This window comes from Serinibacter arcticus (assembly GCF_004786095.1).
Lineage (GTDB): Bacteria > Actinomycetota > Actinomycetes > Actinomycetales > Beutenbergiaceae > Litorihabitans > Litorihabitans arcticus.
Window position 1 is genome coordinate 797519 of the sequence record NZ_RHPJ01000001.1, and the last position, 20147, is coordinate 817665.

The 20147-nt window shown below is 74.7% G+C and carries 18 protein-coding genes and 1 pseudogene; 6 read left to right on the forward strand and 13 right to left on the reverse strand.

Going from position 1 to position 20147, the window contains the following annotated elements:
• Window positions 1–7 precede the first annotated feature (7 nt).
• Together SERN_RS03710 and SERN_RS03715 are read left to right on the forward strand one after the other, a co-directional pair.
• Window positions 8–1333 (forward strand): MFS transporter, encoded by a 1326-nt coding sequence (locus SERN_RS03710; RefSeq protein WP_233251436.1) that lies wholly within the window; start codon window positions 8–10, stop codon window positions 1331–1333.
• A 71-nt stretch (window positions 1334–1404) separates the two neighbouring features.
• Window positions 1405–1989, forward strand: a complete 585-nt coding sequence (locus SERN_RS03715) for a hypothetical protein (RefSeq protein ID WP_135848726.1) — start codon at window positions 1405–1407, stop codon at window positions 1987–1989.
• 10 nt (window positions 1990–1999) lie between these two features.
• Here the strand turns inward: SERN_RS03715 and SERN_RS03720 are convergent, their stop codons facing one another.
• From SERN_RS03720 to SERN_RS03735, 5 genes are all read right to left on the reverse strand, one after another.
• A complete protein-coding gene (locus SERN_RS03720; protein WP_135848727.1) occupies window positions 2000–2536 on the reverse strand; it encodes a hypothetical protein in 537 nt (178 codons plus the stop codon).
• Complete coding sequence (locus SERN_RS03725) at window positions 2533–4401, reverse strand: alpha/beta hydrolase (RefSeq protein WP_135848728.1); 1869 nt, start codon at window positions 4399–4401, stop codon at window positions 2533–2535. Before SERN_RS03725 ends, SERN_RS03720 begins: the two co-directional genes overlap by 4 nt.
• Window positions 4398–4697, reverse strand: coding sequence for a hypothetical protein (locus SERN_RS15240; protein WP_158292554.1), 300 nt, complete (start codon window positions 4695–4697; stop codon window positions 4398–4400). Before SERN_RS15240 ends, SERN_RS03725 begins: the two co-directional genes overlap by 4 nt.
• Window positions 4690–5217, reverse strand: a complete 528-nt coding sequence (locus tag SERN_RS03730; RefSeq protein WP_135848729.1) for a hypothetical protein — start codon at window positions 5215–5217, stop codon at window positions 4690–4692. Before SERN_RS03730 ends, SERN_RS15240 begins: the two co-directional genes overlap by 8 nt.
• 90 nt (window positions 5218–5307) lie before the next feature.
• A complete protein-coding gene (locus SERN_RS03735) occupies window positions 5308–7608 on the reverse strand; it encodes a sodium-translocating pyrophosphatase (RefSeq protein WP_135848730.1) in 2301 nt (766 codons plus the stop codon).
• 232 nt (window positions 7609–7840) lie between these two features.
• Here SERN_RS03735 and SERN_RS03740 point away from each other — a divergent pair, with 232 nt between their 5' ends.
• The 3 genes from SERN_RS03740 (at window position 7841) to SERN_RS15440 (ending at window position 10781) form a co-directional block, all read left to right on the forward strand.
• The gene (locus tag SERN_RS03740; protein ID WP_135848731.1) at window positions 7841–8833 is read left to right on the forward strand and encodes a hypothetical protein; all 993 of its coding nucleotides are present in this window, start codon (window positions 7841–7843) and stop codon (window positions 8831–8833) included.
• Between the two features lie 114 nt (window positions 8834–8947).
• Window positions 8948–9481, forward strand: coding sequence for a sigma-70 family RNA polymerase sigma factor (locus tag SERN_RS03745; protein ID WP_135848732.1), 534 nt, complete (start codon window positions 8948–8950; stop codon window positions 9479–9481).
• Between the two features lies 1 nt (window position 9482).
• A complete protein-coding gene (locus SERN_RS15440; protein ID WP_199241484.1) occupies window positions 9483–10781 on the forward strand; it encodes a hypothetical protein in 1299 nt (432 codons plus the stop codon).
• An 82-nt stretch (window positions 10782–10863) separates the two neighbouring features.
• Here the strand turns inward: SERN_RS15440 and argS are convergent, their stop codons facing one another.
• Window positions 10864–12606, reverse strand: a complete 1743-nt coding sequence (gene argS / locus SERN_RS03755) for an arginine--tRNA ligase (protein ID WP_135848733.1) — start codon at window positions 12604–12606, stop codon at window positions 10864–10866.
• A gap of 66 nt (window positions 12607–12672) precedes the next feature.
• Between argS and SERN_RS03760 the strand changes: the two genes are divergently transcribed.
• A complete protein-coding gene (locus tag SERN_RS03760; protein ID WP_135848734.1) occupies window positions 12673–15168 on the forward strand; it encodes a DEAD/DEAH box helicase in 2496 nt (831 codons plus the stop codon).
• Between the two features lie 66 nt (window positions 15169–15234).
• On the opposite strand, the pseudogene SERN_RS15950 reads toward SERN_RS03760, so the two are convergent.
• The 7 genes and pseudogenes from SERN_RS15950 to SERN_RS03795 form a co-directional block, all read right to left on the reverse strand.
• Window positions 15235–15567, reverse strand: a pseudogene (locus SERN_RS15950) (Rv3654c family TadE-like protein); the annotation flags it as partial.
• A complete protein-coding gene (locus SERN_RS03770; protein WP_135848735.1) occupies window positions 15564–15965 on the reverse strand; it encodes a TadE family type IV pilus minor pilin in 402 nt (133 codons plus the stop codon). The gene SERN_RS03770 and the pseudogene SERN_RS15950, both read right to left, overlap by 4 nt.
• Window positions 15962–16273, reverse strand: coding sequence for a DUF4244 domain-containing protein (locus tag SERN_RS15670; RefSeq protein WP_233251437.1), 312 nt, complete (start codon window positions 16271–16273; stop codon window positions 15962–15964). Before SERN_RS15670 ends, SERN_RS03770 begins: the two co-directional genes overlap by 4 nt.
• A 142-nt stretch (window positions 16274–16415) precedes the next feature.
• Window positions 16416–16970 (reverse strand): type II secretion system F family protein, encoded by a 555-nt coding sequence (locus SERN_RS03780; protein WP_135848736.1) that lies wholly within the window; start codon window positions 16968–16970, stop codon window positions 16416–16418.
• Window positions 16970–17740: a type II secretion system F family protein gene (locus tag SERN_RS03785; RefSeq protein ID WP_135848737.1), complete on the reverse strand. Its 771-nt coding sequence runs from the start codon at window positions 17738–17740 to the stop codon at window positions 16970–16972. Before SERN_RS03785 ends, SERN_RS03780 begins: the two co-directional genes overlap by 1 nt.
• Window positions 17737–18972 (reverse strand): TadA family conjugal transfer-associated ATPase, encoded by a 1236-nt coding sequence (locus SERN_RS03790; RefSeq protein WP_233251438.1) that lies wholly within the window; start codon window positions 18970–18972, stop codon window positions 17737–17739. Before SERN_RS03790 ends, SERN_RS03785 begins: the two co-directional genes overlap by 4 nt.
• On the reverse strand, window positions 18969–20129 hold the full coding sequence (locus SERN_RS03795; RefSeq protein ID WP_135848738.1) for a hypothetical protein: 1161 nt from the start codon (window positions 20127–20129) through the stop codon (window positions 18969–18971). The genes SERN_RS03790 and SERN_RS03795 overlap by 4 nt, the downstream gene beginning before the upstream one ends.
• Window positions 20130–20147: the final 18 nt, after the last annotated feature.

Here is a 20147-nt window from a genome sequence, read left to right on the forward strand (position 1 = left end):
TGGTGACGTGGACCACGACGGCGTACGCATCCCCCCGCAGCCCTCCTCCCCCCTCCCGGCGGGCTACGCGACGACGACGGCGCCGCGGCGCGTGCTCGCCTCGTGGGGACTGTGGGACTGGGGTCAGCAGACGTTCAACACCGTGATGCTGACCTTCGTCTTCTCGGTGTACATCACCAGCGGCATCGCCGCCGACGAGGTCACCGGCACCGCAGCGCTGTCGGGCGCCCAGACCTGGGCGGGCGTCGTCATCGCGCTCGTGTGCCCGCTGATGGGCGTGTTCGCGGACCGCTACGGCCGCCGTCGCCGGCTGCTGGGCATCTCCACGCTGGGCCTCGTGCTGGCGATGGCGTCGCTCTTCTGGGCCGAGCCCGACCCGTCCTACCTGACGTTCGCCGTCATCATGCTCGCCGTCGCGAGCGTGATCTCGGAGATCGCCTCGGTCTTCTACAACGGCATGCTCCTGCAGATCGCGACGCCCTCCACGTTCGGCCGCATCTCCGGCATGGGCTGGGGTCTGGGCTACCTCGGCGGCCTGGTCGCGCTCGTCATCTGCCTGTTCGCCTTCGTGCTCGGCCGCGAGACGGCCGACATCCAGCCGGTCGCGCTGCTCAGCGCCGCGTGGACGGCAGTGTTCTGCCTGCCGCTGCTGATCCTCGGACCCAACACCGAACCCGCCCCGGGTGCGGGGCGGTTCTCCGTGGTGGGCGCCTACCGCGACATCCTGCGGCGCATCGCCGCACTGTGGCGGCACCAGCGGTCGCTGCTGCACTTCTTCGTCGCCTCGGCGATCTTCCGCGACGGGCTCGGTGCGGTGTTCGCCTTCGCCGGCATCATCGCGGCCGGCTCGTTCGGCTTCACCTCCGAGCAGGTCATCTACCTCGGCATCGCGGCGAATCTCGTCGCCGGGATCTCGACGTGGGTGCTCGGGCGCGTGGACGACCGCGTGGGGTCGCGGCTGGTCATCGTCGTCGGCCTCGTCCTCCTGGTCGTGGCCTGCTCGGCCGTCTTCCTCACGACGGCGCAGATCGCCTTCTGGGTGTGCGCCATCGTGATCTCGGCGTGCGTCGGGCCGGTGCAGTCGGCGTCGCGCTCCATGCTCGCCCGCATGACGCCCCCGGGCCTGGAGAACGAGAACTTCGGCCTGTACGCCACCACGGGGCGCGCGGTCAGCTTCCTCGCGCCGTTCGCGTTCACGGTCGCGATCGGCATCGGCGGCACCCAGAAGGCCGGCATCCTCGGCATCGTCGTCGTGCTGCTGCTGGGCCTGCTGGCCTTCCTCCCGCTGCGCGACCCGCGCCCGGGCGACGCGCCCGTGGTGACCGCCGGCTGACATCCCCGCCCACCCACCCGTGGGCACCTCTCCCCATCGACCGATTCCCAGGCGCTGCCTAGGTTCGAGACATGTCCATCACAGCGATGCAGCCCCCCGCGGCCGGGCCCACGAACGCCCGCCCGCACCTGCGCCTCCTGCCCGATCTGCGCCCCTCGACGTCGCTGCCCACCGATCTCACGACGATCGCCGGCGCGCCCCGGCACGAGCACCTGCAGCCCCACCCGCTCCCGAGCTCGGGTCGCCGCCCGCTGGACCTCGACACCGTGCGCATCGAGACGGATCTCCTGGCCCGCAGCGCGAGCCGCACCGTCGGCATCCTGGCGACGTGGGGGCGCAGCCGCTGGCGCGCCGCCGGCAACTCCGGCGCCGGCAAGGTCGAGACGATCGCCTCGACGTTCGACGTCTGCGTCAACGCGCCCACCCCGTGCCTCGACGTCGCCCGTCGGATCAGCGACCGCCTCGCCGCGGACGGCTGGATGGGCGGCATCAGGGCCATGACGCCGATCGTCCGCATCGACGGCGTGCGCGACGGCTACCACCTCCGCCTCGTCGCCACCCGGCGCACGCTCGCGCTGCGCGTCAGCAGCGCGCCGATCGTCGTCGGGGAGAAGCTCGCGCAGCAGGTGCTGGACGGGCTCTACGAGGAGGAGTGACCGGGCGGGCTCAGGACGCCTCGTCCAGCGCCTGCTCCCCCTCGATCAACCCGGCGTCCCTGGCCAGGATCCGGGTGTCGGCGTCGAGGGAGACGGACGGTGAGTCCCACGTGAGCACGAGCCGGGGCCCGTCGCTCTCCCAGTCGCGGTAGGTGATCGACATCCGCCACCCGTCGCCATCGTCGGCCGAGTAGAAGCCGTCCTGCACCGACGCCTCGCCGTCGTAGCCCGCGGACCGCACGAGCTCCTCGAGCGCCGCGGCCGTGGGGGCCTCGACGTCGAACAGCGCGCGGACCTGCAGCGTCCCCACGAAGCGGTCGGCGACCCCGGACCCGCCGTTGTCACCGATCACCGCGTCGACGGGCTGCGCCGCGAGCTCGTCACCGACGGCGACGAGCTCGTCGCTCGCCCGCTCCACGAGCGCCTCGCGCACCTCGGCGACCTCCTCGACGGAGTCGCCCCGGTCGAGGCCGCACCCCGTGAGCACGGCCAGCCCCGCGGCCACCCCGGACACGACGGCGGCGACACGGGCGCGCCGCGCCGTCACCGGTCGGGCTCCACCACGATGGACGGCTGCGCCTGCGGATCGCGATCGAACTCGGGATCCACGGGACCCGAGTACCAGGGGTCATGCGTGCCCTCGGCGGTGCCGACGTCGCCGTCGTCGCCCGCGACGATCCGGCCCATGTTGTGGAGCGACTCGGTGCCGTCGTTGAAGTAGCGCGAGTGGTCGTCGAGGCTCGTGCCGTTCATGTTGCCCGTGAAGCCCCAGTCGGCGGACTCGCTCTCGTCCGCGCGGTTGACGTCCTCAGCCTCGAACCGGGTCGCGCCGTAGCCCTGCTCGGCGGGGTCGCGCCCCAGCCCGTCGGCGCCGAGGCCGACCCAGCCGTTGTCGCCGAGCCGTGCGACCGGGTCCCGGCTGGCGTTGCCGACCCAGACCTCCGGTCCGCCGAGGTCATCGGCGCTCTGCGCCTCGTCGCCCAGACCCGGGCTGCCGATCGCGATGATGTCGTCGACGTCGAGACCGTGGTCGGTCGCCGCACGGCCCACGGTGGTGGAGCCGTAGGAGTGCCCGACGACGGACATGTGCGCCGGATCGCCCTCGGCGCGCGCGGCGTTCAACCCGTCGACGTAGTCGGCGAGGCGCTCACCGCCGGCGATCGCCATGCTCTCGCTCGCCACGGAGAGGTCGGTGAACTCGGGGCTGTCGTACCCGATCCACAGGATCGTCGCGGTCGTCGCGCTCGGGTCGGAGACCCGCGCCGAGGTGTAGAGGTTCTCGGCGTTGCGGACGTCGCTCGCGATGCTGGTCCCCTTGACCGTGGTGCCGGGGACGATGGTCGCGACGTTGTCGGCCGTGTCGGGGTTGCCGTAGGCGATCGCGACCGCGCCCTCGCCGTCGAACGCGTTCGGGTCGTACAGGTGCAGCAGCGGCGGCACCTCGACGGGCGGGTCGGAGACGGGATCGACCACGACGTTCCCGAGCGCCTCGTGGGCCGCCTGCGCGTTCTCCAGCGTCTTGCGCAGGTCCGACGGCAGCATGCCCTGCTCCTCGAGCAGCTCGAGCGCCTCGTGGGCCGCCTGCGCGTTCTCCAGCGTCTTGCGCAGGTCCGACGGCAGCATGCCCTGCTCCTCGAGCAGCTCGAGCGCCTCGAGATCCGCGGTGAGGAGAGCGCGGTTGGCCTCGTCGCGGACCTCGGCCGGCAGCCCGTCCGCCGAGCCGATGACCTCGGGGTGCGCGGCCAGGACGGCGTACCGCTGCTCGGGCGTGAGGGCGGCCCACCACGCGGCGACGTCCTCGGCGGAGCCGCCGCTGCCGGGGGCGCCGGGCAGTCCCATCGCCGTGTCGGCGGGATCGATGCCGCCGCCGGGCGCGGCCAGCACGGCCGCGACGCTCGCGTTCGCCGTCAGGACGCTCCGCAGGTCGTCCTCGTTGGCCGTGGTGTCGGTCTCCATCGTGGCGATGTCGTCGACGATCGTGGTGCGACGGGTGGCGAGCTCGGAGGCCACGGCCTCCAGCTCGGTGAGATCGTCCTCGGGCGCTGCCGCGTCCACGCTGGCACGCAGGGAGTCGCAGTCGGCGTTGAACGTCGTGCGCGCGTCGACCAGGCGCTCGCGCTCGTCCAGGAGTCGCTGGAGCTCGGTCGCGTACGTGTCGGAGGCCTGCACGACGGCGCGCAGCGCCAGCGAGCTCGTCTGCGCGTTCTCGGCGGCGGCGCGCACGTAGGTCCCGTAGGAGTCCGCCGCCGCGCCCTCCCAGCCGTCGTAGGTGGCGTTGGCGTCAGCGGTCGTGTCGAGGTCGTCGAGCGTGGCCGAGACCGACAACAGGTCGTCGGCGAAGGCGACGACCTGCTCCGGGCTGCCGCTCAACCACGGGATGATCGGGACGTCCGCCGGGATCGTGATGCTCACGAGGCTTCCTCCAGCCACGCCTCGAACGCGAGCTGCGCCTCGAAGTCGGCACCGAGGTAGGCGGCGTGGGCGTCGTCGACGTTCTGCGCGATCTCCTCGACGGCGCTCGCCGTCGTCGACACGGTCGTGCTCCACGTGGTGACGAAAGCGGCGACGTCGCCGCTGACGCCCGAACCGAAGCCGCTCGTGGAGGCGTCGGCCAGCCGTCCGCTCGCCGTCGTCAGGCGCGCGTTCTCCTCGCGCCAGAACCTGGCCGACTCCATCAGGGTCGCGTAGTCGACGGTGTAGTCACCCACGGGAGATCCTCTCGGGAGCGACCAGCGCACGCGAGCGGGCGCGCCCCACCACGACGTCGTCGCCGCGGAGCGTCAGCACCGCCCGGCCCCGGTGCACGACGATCCGCAGTGCGTGCCCGGCGAGCCGCGCATCGACGCACGGCACCGGCGAGGACGACGTCAGCCGGGCGTGCCACCCGGCGGACCTCAACGTCGAGGGGATCTCTGCCGGCAGACCCGGCAGCGGGCCGTGAGCGGTCGCCGTCGCCTGGACCGCGCCGGCGCGAGAACCCGACCGCCAGTCGACCTCGATCCGGGCCTCGACCTCCAGGAGCGCGCACACGTCGGTGAGCAGGCTCCCGACGTCGTCGCGCGCCTGCTCGAGGTCGTGCGCGGCCAGGTCGGGGTCGGGCGGGGACGCCTCGACCGCACCGGCCGGGTCGCTCCCGACGTCGTCGGCCGGCAGCAGGACGAGGGTCACGTCCGGGTGCCGATCGCGGAACCGCTCGTACATCGGGCCGAGGGGGGCGGGACGAGTCATGGTCGCGACCCTACGAGACGCGGGCGGGGGCCGACCATGGGGACCTCTCCCCATGCTCGACCCCCTGTCACCGGTGGGCGTGCGGCGTCGTCAGCGGGGGGCCTCGTGCTCGGCCCGCACGGTGTTGGCGCGGTCCGTGCGCGTGGCGCGCAGCCGGGAGACCAGCACGGCGCCGCCGGCGATGAGTGCGGCGAGGACCGCGATGCCGATGCGCAGGGCGTGGTTGGGCTCCGCCGTCGCGCTGAGGGCCACGACGGCGGGCGCGATCAGCAGCGCGACCAGGTTCATCACCTTGATCAGCGGGTTGATCGCCGGGCCCGCGGTGTCCTTGAACGGATCGCCGACCGTGTCGCCGATGACGGCGGCGGCGTGCTCGGGCGATCCCTTGCCGCCGTGCGCACCGTCCTCGATGATCTTCTTCGCGTTGTCCCACGCCCCGCCCGAGTTGGCGAGGAACACGGCCATCAGCACGCCCGTGCCGATCGACCCCGCGAGGAATCCCGCGAGAGGACCGACGCCCAGCCCGAAGCCGACCGCGATGGGCGCGAACGCCGCCAGCAGACCGGGGGTCGCGAGCTCTCGCAGCGAGTCGCGCGTGCAGATGTCGACCACGCGGCTGTAGTCCGGGCGCTGCTCGCCCGTCATGATGCCCGGCATCTCACGGAACTGGCGGCGCACCTCCAGGACGATCGCGCCGGCGGCGCGCGTGACGGCGTCGACCGCGAGACCGGAGAAGAGGAACACGGTCGCCGCCCCGAGGATCACGCCGACCAGGGTGATCGGCGAGATGATCGAGTAGGTCATCATGGCGGCTACGAGGCCGTCCGACGCGTCGGCGACGTCGCCGCCCAGCGCCGTGAGCGAGGTGCTGACGGCGTCGGCGTACGAGCCGAAGAGCGCGGTGGCGGCGAGCACCGCCGTCGCGATGGCGATGCCCTTGGTGATGGCCTTGGTCGTGTTCCCGACAGCGTCGAGGTCCGTGAGGATCGCGGCGCCCCGCTCGCTCACCTCACCCGACATCTCGGCGATGCCCTGCGCGTTGTCGCTGACGGGTCCGAACGTGTCCATCGCCACGATGACGCCGACCGTGGTCAGCAGGCCGCAGCCCGCCACGGCGATGAGGAAGAGCGAGAGCCAGATCGAGCCGCCGGCCAGGAGGAAGACGCCGCAGATCGCCGCCGCGATGACGCCCGCGGTGTAGACCGCCGACTCGAAGCCGACCCCGATGCCGGAGAGCACCACGGTCGCCGCACCCGTGCGGGTGGTGGCCGCGACGTGCATCGTGGGGCGCGTCGTCGTCCCGGTGTAGTAGCCGGTGATCGCCAGGATGACGCCGGCCAGCAGGACGCCGATCGCGACGGCGGCGGCCACGATCACGCGCGGGTCGCCGGCCACGTCGCCGATGTCGGCGGTGCCCTGCAGCTGCGCGAAGTCGCCCGGGAGGTAGGCGAAGGCGGCGACGGCGGCCAGCAGGACACCCGCGGCGGCGGAGACCGCGAACCCGCGATAGATCGCCCGCAGCCCGTTCTCGCCCTGGCGGATGCGCGTGAGGAACACGCCGATGACCGCCACGACGGCGCCGATCGCCGTCACGATGAGCGGGAAGACCAGGCCCTGCTCGCCCATCGCCGCGCGGCCGAGGATGAGGGCGGCCACGAGCGTGACGGCGTAGGACTCGAACAGGTCGGCCGCCATCCCGGCGCAGTCGCCCACGTTGTCGCCCACGTTGTCGGCGATCGTGGCGGCGTTGCGGGGGTCGTCCTCGGGGATGCCCTGCTCGACCTTGCCGACCAGGTCGGCGCCGACGTCGGCGGCCTTGGTGAAGATGCCGCCGCCGACCCGCATGAACATCGCCAGCAGCGCGGCGCCGAAGCCGAAGCCCTCCAGCACGGCGGGCGCCTCGATGCCGTAGACGAGGACGACGCCGCTGGCGCCGAGGAGACCGAGGCCGACGACGCTCATCCCGACGACGCCGCCGGTGCGAAAGGCGATCCGGGCGCCGAACTCCTGGCCGTCGGGGCGGTCGGCGGCGGCCGCGACGCGGAGGTTGGCCCGCGTGGCCAGCCACATGCCGAGGTAGCCGATGCCGGCGGAGAAGACCGCACCGAGCAGGAAGGCGACGGATCGGCCGACCTTCACCCCGCCGTCGCCCGGCAGGAGGAACAGGAGGGCGAACACGATGACGGCGAACAGGGCGAGCGTGCGCAGCTGACGGCGCAGGTAGGCGCTGGCACCCTCCTGGATGGCTTGGGCGATGTCGCGCATCTTCGGTGAGCCCTCGGGGGCCGCGAGCACCTGACCGCGCAGGAACGCGGCGACGGCGAGCGAGGCGAGGGCGAGCACCGCGATGACCGCGACGATCACGAGACTGGGGGTCCCGAGCTGCGACATGTGTCCTCCTTGACACCACGGATCAAGGGGATCCGTGTAGGGCGCGAGCGCCTTCGCCCGCGTTCGGCGAGTGTAGCCAGAGCGGACTCTCCGCTCCCGGAGGGGCGTCCGTGTGAGGGAAACCTCAGTGACGTCCTTGCATTTCCGCGTGACGTGCGTTGCTATGAGAGCGGCCACATCCGTGGACCGCAGGGCGAGGACGGGGTGTGCGATGGTGGCGACCCGCAGGCGCGTGCGCGCATCCGCCCTGGTCATCGCCGGTGTGATCGTTCTCGCGGGGTGCACCTCCGAGCAGACCCTGGCCCCGGATCCCGCGGGCGCCGAACCCGGGTACCCGCAGTACACGCCGCCCGCGACGTCGCCCGACGGCGTGTCGCCCGGCGGCACGCCGGACCCTGTCGAGACGTCCGACGAGCCCGAGGTACCGGGCGGCTCACCGCCCGCGACGCCGACGGCGGAACCGACCCCGACGCCGACCGTGGACCCGAGCGCGACGCCCCCGCCGTCGGCGGCGCCGGAGCCCACGGCAGCACCCACGTCGGCGCCGTCGACGCCCGTGCCGACCACGCCGCCCACCTCGGCGTCGCCCACGACGCCGGCGCCGACCACGCCCACCCCCACCACCCCGGCCGCCGTCGTCCTGCAGACCCAGACCTGGCAGCCCCCGTGCGGTGCGACGCTGACCGCGCCCCCGGACGTGAACCAGCTGTCCGTCGCCGTCAGCCTGCAGGCCATCACGAACGGTGAGCTCCGGACGGAGGCGGTGCTGACGAACGGCGCCGAAGCGCCGATCGCCGCCGAGCACTACGCCGCCAGCGTCACGATCGCCCGGTCCGGGACCGTCGTCTCGACCTGGGTCGAGGGGCAGGACGTCGGACCGGCCATCGCCCTCGCCGCCCGCGGCACGCTCGTCGTGCCCGTCGACCACGACCTGAAGGAGACGTGCCCGGCGGCCGGCGGGGTCCGGAGCCCGGGGCCGCCCTCGGCCACCTCCACCTCCGCCGCCTCGATCTCGGCCGGTACGTCCTCCGTGGCGCCTCCGCCGCCGACCGAGGACGACCTCGTCCTGAACCCGGAGCCCGCGGTCGGCGCCGGCCAGCTCGGTCCGCTTCCTGCCGGCGACTACACCGCCGTCGTGGCGATCCACCTGGTGCGCGACGGTGCGATCGGCACCAGCGTCGTGGCGACCAGCGGCGTCGTGCCGCTGACGGTCTCCGACAGCTGATCGCGATCCCGACCCAACGTTCTGCCGACCACGGACGTTCTTCCAGGTGACGGATCGAGCGGTGAGGCGTCGTCGGGGAACGACCCCCGCGCGCCCGGACAGGGGAGGCCATCGGTGGACGACTGGGACGAGGCTGTCGCCGGCGTCGTACGCGAGCGGGGGGACCGTCTGCTGCGCACGGCCTACCTCCTGTGCGGCGACGCCGACGGGGCGAGGGATCTGCTGCAGGATGCCCTGGCGCGAACGATCGGCAGCAGCCGGCGACGACGCGGTGGCCCCCGCCCCGCGGGTCCGCCGACGCCTGCCGAGGCGGAGGCCTACGTCCGCCGGGCGCTGACCTCGCAGTTCCTGGACGACCGTCGCAGCGCGAGCCGCTGGCGCGGTGTCGAGCACCTCGTGGCGTCACCCGACGCCAGCCCCGATGACGCCCCGGGCCGGACCGACCTACGCCTCGACGTCGTGGCCGCCCTCGCGGCGCTGCCGCCACGACCCCGGACCTGCCTGGTGCTGCGGTACTACGCCGACCTCACCGTCGCTCAGATCGCTGCGGAGCTGCGGCTCGCCGAGGGGTCCGTCAAGCGCTACCTGCACGACGGGACGGCGGCGCTCGGCGCCACGCTGACCCCCAGCACGGTCGAGGAGGCCTGAGATGACTGTTCCCGAGGACGAGTTCCGCCGTCTGCTCCACGAGGCCGCCGACGCCGCACCCGTGGACGACGCCGCGCTCCAGGCCGACCTGGCCACGGCTCTGGACAGGGCGCGGCGCGCACGGACCCTTCGCACCGTCACGGCGTCGACCGTCGGAGTGGTGCTGCTGGGCGGGGTGGCCTGGACGGCCGCCGCGCAGCCGTGGAACCCCCCTGAGTCGACGCCGTCGTCGACGGCGACGGTCACCCCGACCGCGACGCCGACGTCCACGCCGAGCCCCACCTCGGAGCCGACGCCCACGCCGGCACCGACCCCCGAACCGACTCCTGAGCCGCCCCCCGCGCCCGAGGGGTCCGACATCGCCTACCCCGTGTGCGGTGAGGTGTTCGCGCTGCCGGAGCGGGTTCCGCAGCTGTCGCTGGAGCTCGAGGGCGGCCTGACGGAGTGGGCACCCCCGCCGGCCAGCGGTCGGACAGGGACGCTGACGGGCGACGCCACCCTCACGAACCAGGGCGGCGACGACGTCGTCGGCTACCCCGATCTCCAGGTGTACCTCGTCGTCGTCGACACCGAGGGTCGCGTCGTCGCGACCGAGGCCAATCCCGAGACACCGACGGCCGAGTACTACTCCCAGCTGGCGCTCTCGGCCGGAGACACAGCCGCCGTGGCGGTGGGACTCGGCAGCGCGTGTCCCGGCGCCGGGGGCGACGACGCGAGGGTCCTCTCCGCGGGTGACTACCAGGCGTACGGGCTGTCGAACCTGTACGGGGACGGGCAGGTCGTCCTCCAGCAGGCGCAGGGTGGGCCGTGGCCGCTGACGATCTCCACCCAGGCGCCCGCCGTGCGTCCCGACCTGCCGATGGAGGATCGGCCGTTGCTGGCGGGTGCTGCGTTCCTCGGGAGCGAGTGCTCCGTGCCCTTCGACCCGAGGCCGACGACGGCCCTGTCGATCACGGCCGGTGACATCAGGAGTCCCCGCACGGCGGACGACAGCATCGACGAGCTGGAGATCACCGTCACCGCGGGGGCGCCGATCGACCGGGAGGTCGTGTTCGCCGCGGTCCTGCTGACGCAGGACGGGCTCCTCGTCAACCACGTCCCCGCCACCGACGCGGTCGCCTCCCTGACGATGTCGACGGGAACCTCGCTCACCCTGGACACCTGGTCGACGCTCACCGACTGCGAGTACCAGCCGCTGCCCGCGGGGGCCTACGAGGCTCATCCGGTCCTCGTCCAGGGCGCCGCCGAGGGACTCGTCGTGGTGGCGCGGGCCCCCTCCCAGGAGGTCGTCATCGAGTAGTGCCAACGCCCTACGACGACGCCGCGGCGACCTCTCGGTCGTCGCGGCGTCGTGCCGGCACAGTCTCGCGGTCGGTGCCCGACTACATCTGCTCGGGCGCCTGGATCCCCAGCAGGCCGAGGCCGTGGTCGAGCACGGCGAGCGTCGCGGCCGTGAGCGTGAGCCGCGAACGGCGGACGTCCTCGTCGGCGGTGAGGACGGGGCACGCGTCGTAGAAGCTGGTGAAGGCCTGCGCGAGCTCGAACAGGTAGCCGGCGAGGCGGTGCGGCGCCTGGAGGTCGCCGACCTCCGCGACGGTGGCGCCGTAGCGCAGCAGCGCCAGCGCGAGCACCCGCTCCGTCGGCTCCAGGACGGCGACGGCGTCGCGCGCCTGCGTGGGATCGAGCCCCGCCTTGCGGAAGATCGAGCGGATGCGGGCGGTCGCGTACTGCAGGTAGGGGCCGGTGTTGCCCGTCAGCGCGAGCATGCGGTCGAAGTCGAAGACGTAGTCGGTGTCGTGCGCGACCGAGAGGTCGGCGTACTTCACTGAGCCGATGCCGACCTGGCGGGCGATGACCGCGCGCTCGTCGTCGGACAGGTCGGGACGCGACTGCGCGACCACCGTGCCGGCCTTCTCGACCGCCTCCTCCAGCAGCCACGACAGCCGCAGCGGAGCGCCCGAGCGGGTGCGCAGGATCTTGCCGTCCTCACCGAGCACCGACCCGATCTGCACGTGGATCGGGGTGACCTCGCTGCCGTCGGCGCGCGTCAGCCAGCCGGCCGCCTTCGCCGCCCAGAAGATCATCTTGAAGTGCAGCGCCTGCGAGGCCCCGACGACGTACAGGATCTCGTCGGCACCCAGCGTCCGGGCGCGGTGCTTGATCGTGGCGAGGTCGGTGGTGGCGTAGCCGTAGCCGCCGTCGGACTTGCGCACGATGAGCGGGAGCGGCTTGCCCTCGCGACCGGTGAAGCCCTCGGGGAAGACGCACAGCGCACCCTCGCTCTCGACGGCGAGACCCCGGTCGATCAGCTCGTCGCAGATTCCGGCGAGCATCGGGTCGTAGGTGCTCTCGCCGGCGAGGTCGTCGTCGGTCAGCGTGACGTCGAGCGCCGAGTAGATCCGGTGGAAGTAGCCCTTGGAGTGCTCGATCATGCCGCGCCAGATCTCGAGCGACTCCGGCTCCTTGGCCTGGAGCTTCACGACGCGCTCGCGGGCGCGCGTGGCCCAGGCCCCGCCGTCGTCGGTGCTGTCGAACTTGGCGCGAGCCGCCTGGTAGAACGCGTTCGGGTCGGTGGCGAGCAGATCCGCCTCGGGCGAGTCCTCGCCCACCTCGAGGAGGTGCTCGATCAGCATGCCGAACGGCGTGCCCCAGTCCCCGATGTGGTTCTGGCGGATGACGTGGTGACCGAGCGCCTCGAGCGAACGGACGAGGGAGTCGCCGACGATCGTGGTGCGCAGGTGACCGACGTGCATCTCCTTGGCGACGTTCGGCGCCGAGTAGTCCACGGGGATGGTGCGTCGCTCCTGCCGCGGGACGCCGAGACGCTCGTCGGCGACCAGGGTGGCGAGCTGGCCCGCGATCCAGTCGGCGCTGACGGTGATGTTCAGGAAGCCGGGGCCGGAGACCTCCACGGTGCCGACGTCGGAGAGGTCCAGGTGCTCGTTGATCGCCGCAGCGGCCTCGCGGGGGTTGCGTCCGATGCGCTTCGCCAGCGCGAGCGCGGCGTTCGCCTGGGTGTCGGCGAACTGCGAGGGGCGAAGGACGGGGTCCACGCCGCTGAGACCGAACGCGGACTCGATAGCGGCGGAGACACGGTCCCCGAGAACGGAGGCGGCATCGAGCATGGGCCAAATCTACCGCCGGGACGACGGCGCCCCCGCCGGATCCCCCGCACCTGGGACGATGGCCGGGTGTCCGACCGTCCCCCCTCCCCACCGCTCGACGGCGGAGCTGACGTCCTCGACGTGCTGCTGGCCGGGGGTGAGCGCGCCGAGCAGCTGCGTCACGTCCGGACCGTTCCCGCCCGCCCGGGGGTGCGGGGTGAGTGGCCCACGTGGGCGGACCCGCGGCTCGTGGCGAACTACCGCGCGTCCGGCGTCGAGGCTCCGTGGCGCCACCAGGTCGAGACGGCCGACGCCGTCCACGCCGGCAGGCACACGGTCATCGCCACCTCGACCGGATCGGGCAAGTCGCTCGCGCTCTGGCTGCCGACGATCTCGGCGATCCTGTCCGCCCCGGCGCCGACCGGCAGCGTCGCGGCGATGCGGCGTCGCCCGAGCGCTCTCTACCTCTCCCCCACCAAGGCGCTCGCCGCCGACCAGCTCGCCTCGCTGGAGCGCCTGCTGCGCGGTGCATCGGCAGGCGGGACCGACCTCGGCGGCCAGGCCCGGGTCGCCTCGTGCGACGGCGACACGTCCTTCGACGAGCGGGACTGGGTCCGCGCGCACGCGGACGTCGTGCTGACCAACCCCGACTTCCTGCACTTCTCGCTGCTGCCGGGGCACGAGCGCTGGGCCCGCCTGCTGCGCGGGCTCACGCACGTGATCGTCGACGAGTGCCACGCCTACCGCGGCGTCTTCGGCGCGCACGTCTCGCTGGTGCTGCGGCGCCTGCTGCGGCTGGCCCGGTTCTACGGTGCCGACCCGATCGTCGTGGCCGCCTCGGCGACCACGGGCGACCCGGCGGACACGCTCGTGCGGTTGACCGGCGTGGATCCGGGCAGCGTGCACGCGACCACGCGGGACACGGCACCCCAGGGGCAGCGACGCATCGTGTTCTGGGAGCCGGCCGCGCTCGACTCCCACGGCGGGAACCCCTGGGACACGGCCGACCAGGGTGGCGAGTGGGGTGAGGACTGGGGCGAGGGCGGGGTCATCAGCGGTACCCCGGACGTCCCCCGGCGCAGCGCGCTGACCGAGTCGGCCGAGCTGCTGCGCGACCTCGTGCGTGCCCGGCGCCGGACCCTGGCGTTCGTCCGCTCGCGCGCCGGGAGCGAGGTGGTCGCCGCCACCGCCGCGCAGGCCGTGGGGCAGGACGCGCTCGAGGGCGATCCGGTCGACGTGCTGCGGGAGGGTGGCGAGGTCGCCGTGGCCGCCTACCGCGGCGGCTACCTGCCCGAGGAGCGACGCACGCTCGAGCAGGCGCTGCGCACCGGCCGCCTGACGGCGCTCGCGACCACCAACGCGCTCGAGCTCGGCGTCGACATCTCCGGGCTCGACGCCGTCCTGATGACCGGCTGGCCGGGAACGCGGGTGTCGTTCTGGCAGCAGGCCGGCCGGGCCGGGCGCGCGGGAGCCGACGGCGTGGCGGTGCTCGTCGCGAGCGCCAACCCGCTGGACACCTACCTCGTGCACCACCCCTCGGCCGTGCTCGACGAGGCGATCGAGGTCACCACGTTCGACCCGACCAACCCGTACGTGCTCGCACCGCACCTGTGCGCCGCGGCGGCCGAGGTGCCGCTGACGGAGTCCGACCTGCCCTCGTTCGGGCTCACCGACACCACGCTCCTGGACGAGCTGGTGCGCCGGGGGCTGCTGCGCCGTCGCCCGACGGGGTGGTACTGGAACCAGGCGCGCCGCGAGGTGCCCTCGCAGCTGACCGACCTGCGCGGGTCGGGGACCGCGGGGGTCGCGGTGGTCGACGCGGTGACGGGGGCGATGCTCGGGACGGTCGACGGCGGCCGGGCCGACTCCACGGTCCACCCCGGTGCCGTCTACGTGCACCAGGGCCGCAGCTTCGTCGTCGAGACGCTCGAGGACGATGTCGCGCTGGTGGTGCCGGGCGACGTCGCCCACCGCACCATGGCGACGGCCGCCCACCACGCCACGTTCGTCGACGTGCTGGAGGAGATGAGCTGGGGTCCGGTGACCTGGCGCTACGGCCACGTGGAGGTCACCAGCCAGGTGCAGGGCTACGACGTGCGCGTGCCGCCGTCGATGGAGGTCGTCGCGCGCCACGAGCTCGACATGCCGGTGCACGTGCTGCCGACCACGGGGGTGTGGTGGACGGTGGGGTCAGACACGCTGCTGGCCGAGACCGGGATCGCCCCCGGCGACGTGCCGGGCGCGCTGCACGCGGCCGAGCACGCGGCGATCGGCGTGCTGCCGCTGCTGGCGACGTGCGACCGGTGGGACATCGGCGGGCTCTCCACGGCGCTGCACCCCGAGACCGGCGCGCCGACCGTGCTGGTGCACGACGGCCACCCCGGCGGTGCCGGATTCGCCCAGCGGGGTTTCCGTGCCGCCGCCCGCTGGATCGAGGCGACCTACCAGGCCGTCGCGTCCTGCGGCTGCCGGCACGGCTGCCCGCGCTGCGTGTACTCGCCCAAGTGCGGCAACGGGAACTCGCCCCTTAACAAGGCCGGCGCGCTCGCGGTCCTGGACTACCTCAGGTCCCTCGCGCCCTGACGTGCTGCCCGACGGCGGTGCTCCGGCGGCCGGCGGCCTGGTCCCGGGTGGCGCCGGTCCCGCTCGGGCGGTGGCGACGGCGTCACCCACCGGCGTCGGCACACGCGCGACGACGACGGCGTCACCCCCAGTCAGCGAGCACGACACCAGCGTGGCGCCCGCCCGGTCCACGGCCGTCGCGGCGGCGGCGCACGGGTCGGTGCCCGACGGGCGCGCGGCTGCGCTCGCCGCGCTGATCGCGCCGAGATCCCCCGCGGCCTGAGCCTGCGCCCTCGCCTGGACGACCCCGCCGAGCACCGCCAGCGTCAGCAGCAGGACCGCCCCCACGCCGACCAGGCCTAGGACGAGGACGGTCGAGGAGCCCCGTTCGCCGTGGGCGTCAGCGTCGCCTGCCGTCACGTGCCCGGCTCCGCACGCGCCGCGGCCCGACCCGTCACGGTCACCGTGCCACCCAGGCGAGCACCGCCGAGCCGCACGTCGCGCGTGACGGTGACGCGCACCCAGTCGCCGTCCTCGACCACCTCCACCCGCGCCCCCGGGCCTGCCACGCGCTGCGCATCCGCACGCACCTCGCCGGCGTCGAACCCGAGCGCTGCCGATCGCGCCCCGACGCGGGCGGCGTCCGCGCAGCTCAGCGCGGCCGATCCGGCCGTGGCCGCGAACAGCAGCGCCAGCAGCACGAGCACGACCGCCGGCAGCGCGACGGCGAGCTCCGCCGTCGCGCTGCCCCGCTCGCCCGCCGGGACCGCCCGGCAGCCCGAGGCCCCGCGGGCTGCCGGCGCGGTCGGGGCGGTCATCGCGACAGCGCCTCGCGGATGATCCCCAGGAGGAGTCCGCGCACCTCGTCGCTCCGCATGATGACGAGCAGCAGCCCCGCGAACGCGACCGCCGCCAGCGTGGCGATGGCGTACTCCGCCGTCGCCATCCCCGCCTCCGGACGAGCCGTGACCACGCCCCACCGCGCCGCGAGCGCCTCCATCGTCCGGCCGGCGCGCACGCGCCACCGGTGCCCCCACCTCGCCACGGCCGCGAGGACCCGGGTGCGCCTCCGCTCGCCCGCACCCCCGCTCGTCCTCCTCGTGCTGCGTCGCACCGATGACCTCATGCTGTGCTCCCTTCCCGGCGCCCGGCGCCGCGTGACGTGGGCCGTGCTCGACCCGGGACCACCGTGGGCGCGAGCGCCCCGACCCACCAGGCCCCCCGGAACGATCGGGGACGACGACGTCGCGCCCCGATGGTGGGGACAGTCACGGCCACCCCAGCAGGTCGCCGCCGGTCGCGATCATCACCGGCACCAGCCCCATCAGGACGAACGCCGGGAGCAGGCACAGCCCGAGCGGCAGCACGAGCCGGACCGCCAGCCGCTCCGCGTCCTCGCGCGCCCGTGCGGCACGCGAGGTCCGCAGGGCGCCGGCCGTCGCGAGCAGCGTCGGTCCGGGCGCGACGCCGTCGCTCCACGCCAGCTCGAGAGCGTCGGTGACGGGGTCCCACGTCGGCGGCACCCGCTCGAACGCCTCCTCCCAGGTCGCCCCGAACCGGAGCATCCGCGCCGCGACCGCGACCTCCGCACCGTCGTCGCCACCCACCGCCTCGCCCAGCGACTCCAGGGCCGCCGGGACCGACGCCCCCGCGGCCAGCACGGCCGCCACCAGGTCGCACGCCACGGCGGGATCGAGGTCGACGACGGCGGTCACCGGCACCGACCGCTCACCGCGCCCGAGGCCGGCGCGGCGTCCGCGCTCGAGCGCCAACCACACCGCGACGGCGAGGGCCAGACCCGCCAGGACCACCGACCCGTCCATCACCCCCACCCTCGCCCGGACCGCTCGGCGACCCGCACCAGTCGCCTGATCCACCACCGTCCCAGCAGCAGGAAGCCCGTGCCCGCGACCACGGCCAGGGCGGCCGGTCCGCCGGCAAGCACCGACCCGAGCGGGTCGGCGCCCATCCCCGCGCCGATGAGCAGGCTCGCCACGGGCAGCCAGACCAGCAGCCGCGCCGTCGCGGCCGGTCCCGCGAGGGCGCGCCGCCGGTCGGCGTCGGCGGCCTCGACCTCCGTGATGCCGTGCGCGCACTCGTCGAGGATCTCCGCCAGCGGCGTGCCGCACCGGTGCGCCAACCGGCACGCCACCACGACGGCGTCGGCGGCGGCCGAGGTCCCGACGCGCGTCACGAGCTCGCGCGGAACGCCGTCACCGTCGGAGCTGACGGCCGGATCGGACGTGGCGGCGCCGGGCGCGGGGGGCCCACCGTCGCCACCGCGTCCGAGAGCCCCGCGCCACGCCTCCTCGACGCTCGCCCCGGAGCGCAACCGGCTGGCCACCTGCGTGCACAGCACGCCGAGCGGCGCCTGACCGGCCGAGGCGGATCGTCGTCCGCGCCCGAACGACGAGGCCCTCCGTCGGCTCCGGTTCCGACGCCGACCCCCGCTCCACGACCGCAGACCTCCCGCTCCCACCCCCCGCCCCGGCCGGAGCAGCCAGCGGCGGTCCAGGAGCGCCGCCGCGAGCGCCAGGAGCACGGCCGCCACTCCGACGGCGACCCCACCGGCCACCGTGGGCAACCCGCTCATCGCCGCCCCAGCTCCAGGCGCCGGGCGAGCACGTCCCACGCGGGTCCCACCTCGAGATCTCCCGCACCCGGCCCCCTGCCGTCGCGACGCTGCATCGCCAGCGGGGCCACGAGGGCCCCGTCGACACGCGCGAGCACCGCGATCTGCGTGACCACGCGACGCCCGGGCAGCCGCGCGACGTGGATGACGGCGTCGAACGCGCTCACCGCCTGCGCCGCGACGGTGTCGGCGCCGAGACCGGCGAGCGATCCCAGCGCGACCAGGCGCGCCGGGACGTCCGTGGCGGCGTTGGCGTGGACCGTGGCCATCCCGCCGTCGTGCCCGGTGTTCAGCGCCATCAGCACCTCGCGCACCTCACCGCCGCGGCACTCCCCCAGCACGAGCCGGTCCGGCCGCATCCGCATCGCCGCCCGCACGAGCTGCGCGAGGTCGACGGCGCCCGCCCCCTGCACGTTGGCCGCCCGGGACTGCAGGTGCACGACGTGCGGGTGGTCCGGCGCGAGCTCGCGGGTCTCCTCGATGCACACGATCCGCTCGGTCGCCGGCGCCTCGGCCAGCATCGCCGCGAGCAGCGTCGTCTTGCCGCTGCCGGTGCTGCCGCTGATGAGCAGGTTGGCGCGGACCGCGACGAGGGCGCGCAGCACCAGCTCCCCCTGCTCGCCGACGCCGCCGCCGTCGCGCCAGTGACCCAGTCGGAGCGCGAGCGGACGGTGGCGGCGCAGCGAGACGCACGCGCCGCCCGCGGCCACGGGGGCGAGCACGGCGTGCAGCCGCGTGCCGTCGGGCAGCCGACCGTCGGCGATGGGGGCGGCGTCGTCGAGGCGCTGTCCGGCGGCCGCCGCGAGCCGGGCCGCGAGCGCCCGGACGTCACCGAAGCCCTCGGGACCCGGCACGGGTGCCCGCTCGAGGCCGTGTCCGCGGTCGACCCAGGCCTCGGTCGGCGAGTTCACCAGCACGTCCGTCACGTCCGGATCGGCCCAGAGGTGTCGCAGGAGCGCGCCGGTCCCGGCGATGTCGGCGACGGCGTCGGCCACGTCGCGATGGACGCGCCGCACCCCGAGGACCGGGGCGGGCGGGAGCGACGGCGCCGACGCGCCCACCTCCCTCCCGCGTCCGGTCGCCGAGCCACCGGCGCCGCGCGGCAGGCCACGGACCGCCCCGACCACGGCGCCGCGATCGGGTGCGTCGGAGCGGGCGGCGACCGTGCGGCGGACGTGCGCCAGGAGGCTCACACGAGCCCCAGCTCGTCCGCCAGGGCCCGGACGGCGCGGGTCAGACCGGAGCGCCGACGCTCCCCCGGGCCGAGCCCGCGCGCGAGGTCGCCGCGCAGGGTCGGTGACCTCGGCAGCGCGGCCAGGAGCGGCAGCCCGCACCAGCGGGCGAGCTCCGCCGGATCGGCGATCGCGGCACCGGGGCTGCGACGGGCCGCCAGCCCGGTTCGCAGCCCGAGCGGCGCGAGGCGGCGGGCGAGCGCCGTGAGGCCGGCGGCCGCCACGGCGTCGGTCCCGGCCACGACCACCACCACGTCGCACTGGCGCAGCAGATCCGGTCCGGCGGTCCGGGGCAGGTCGACGACGACGACGCGGCACGCCCGCCGCGTCGACGCCAGCACACCGGAGACCGCGGCGCGGGTCGGCGCACCCCGGACGTCGCAGGCCAGGACGTGCACGCCCGCCCAGCGGGGCAGGTGGGCCACGAGCGTGTCGGCGGGGAACGGCCCGGCCTCCGCCGTGAGATCCGCCCACCGCGGGCCGGGCTCGTCCTCGATCCCGAGCATGACGTCGAGCCCGCCGGACAGGTCCACGAGCCCGGTCGAGCGCCCGCCCTCGCTCACCGCACGAGCCAGGAGCGCCGCGGTGACGCTCGCTCCGGCACCGCCGCCGACCCCGACCACGCCGATCGTGGTGGAGGCGATCGAGACCGCGCGGGCACTGATGGCGTCGGCCAGCTCACCGGCCTCGGCCGGCAGGTGGAAGGGGCGCTCGAGCGAACCGGGCGGTGCGGACGGGTCGGACCGTCCGGACACCGTCGCGCCGCCGCCGTGCACCTCCCGGGCGACGGCGACCACCCCGCTCCCCCACGACGGCGTCGCCACCCCGGCCGTCCGCGCCGCGGCGCCGTCGTCGAGGTGGACGTGCGCGGGCACGGGAGCGGCACCCGAGGGGCACAGGACGAGGTCGCCGTCGAGCCATTCGACGACCTCCCCGACGGCCGCGGCGAGCACGGGATCGTCCGACCGCAGCGCGACCACGAGACGCGCGACGGCGTGGGCCTGGGCGGTCCTCGAGGACCGCGAGGACCGCGAGGACCGCTGAGGTCGAGGGGCCCGAGCCGCGCGAGGATCCTGCGCGCTCCGGGTGGTCGTGCTGGTCCGACGCGTCGTGGACATGGCGTCACCTCCGCCGCG

Bases quoted from the DNA above. Each gene is read 5' to 3' on its own strand.
- SERN_RS03715 (WP_135848726.1), top strand. From the start codon at position 1,405: ATGTCCATCACAGCGATGCAGCCCCCCGCGGCCGGGCCCACGAACGCC.
- SERN_RS03730 (WP_135848729.1), bottom strand. From the start codon at position 5,217: ATGACTCGTCCCGCCCCCCTCGGCCCGATGTACGAGCGGTTCCGCGAT.
- SERN_RS03735 (WP_135848730.1), bottom strand. From the start codon at position 7,608: ATGTCGCAGCTCGGGACCCCCAGTCTCGTGATCGTCGCGGTCATCGCG.
- SERN_RS15440 (WP_199241484.1), top strand. From the start codon at position 9,483: ATGACTGTTCCCGAGGACGAGTTCCGCCGTCTGCTCCACGAGGCCGCC.
- argS (WP_135848733.1), bottom strand. From the start codon at position 12,606: ATGCTCGATGCCGCCTCCGTTCTCGGGGACCGTGTCTCCGCCGCTATC.
- SERN_RS03770 (WP_135848735.1), bottom strand. From the start codon at position 15,965: ATGACCGCCCCGACCGCGCCGGCAGCCCGCGGGGCCTCGGGCTGCCGG.
- SERN_RS15670 (WP_233251437.1), bottom strand. From the start codon at position 16,273: ATGAGGTCATCGGTGCGACGCAGCACGAGGAGGACGAGCGGGGGTGCG.
- SERN_RS03780 (WP_135848736.1), bottom strand. From the start codon at position 16,970: ATGGACGGGTCGGTGGTCCTGGCGGGTCTGGCCCTCGCCGTCGCGGTG.
- SERN_RS03785 (WP_135848737.1), bottom strand. From the start codon at position 17,740: ATGAGCGGGTTGCCCACGGTGGCCGGTGGGGTCGCCGTCGGAGTGGCG.
- SERN_RS03795 (WP_135848738.1), bottom strand. From the start codon at position 20,129: ATGTCCACGACGCGTCGGACCAGCACGACCACCCGGAGCGCGCAGGAT.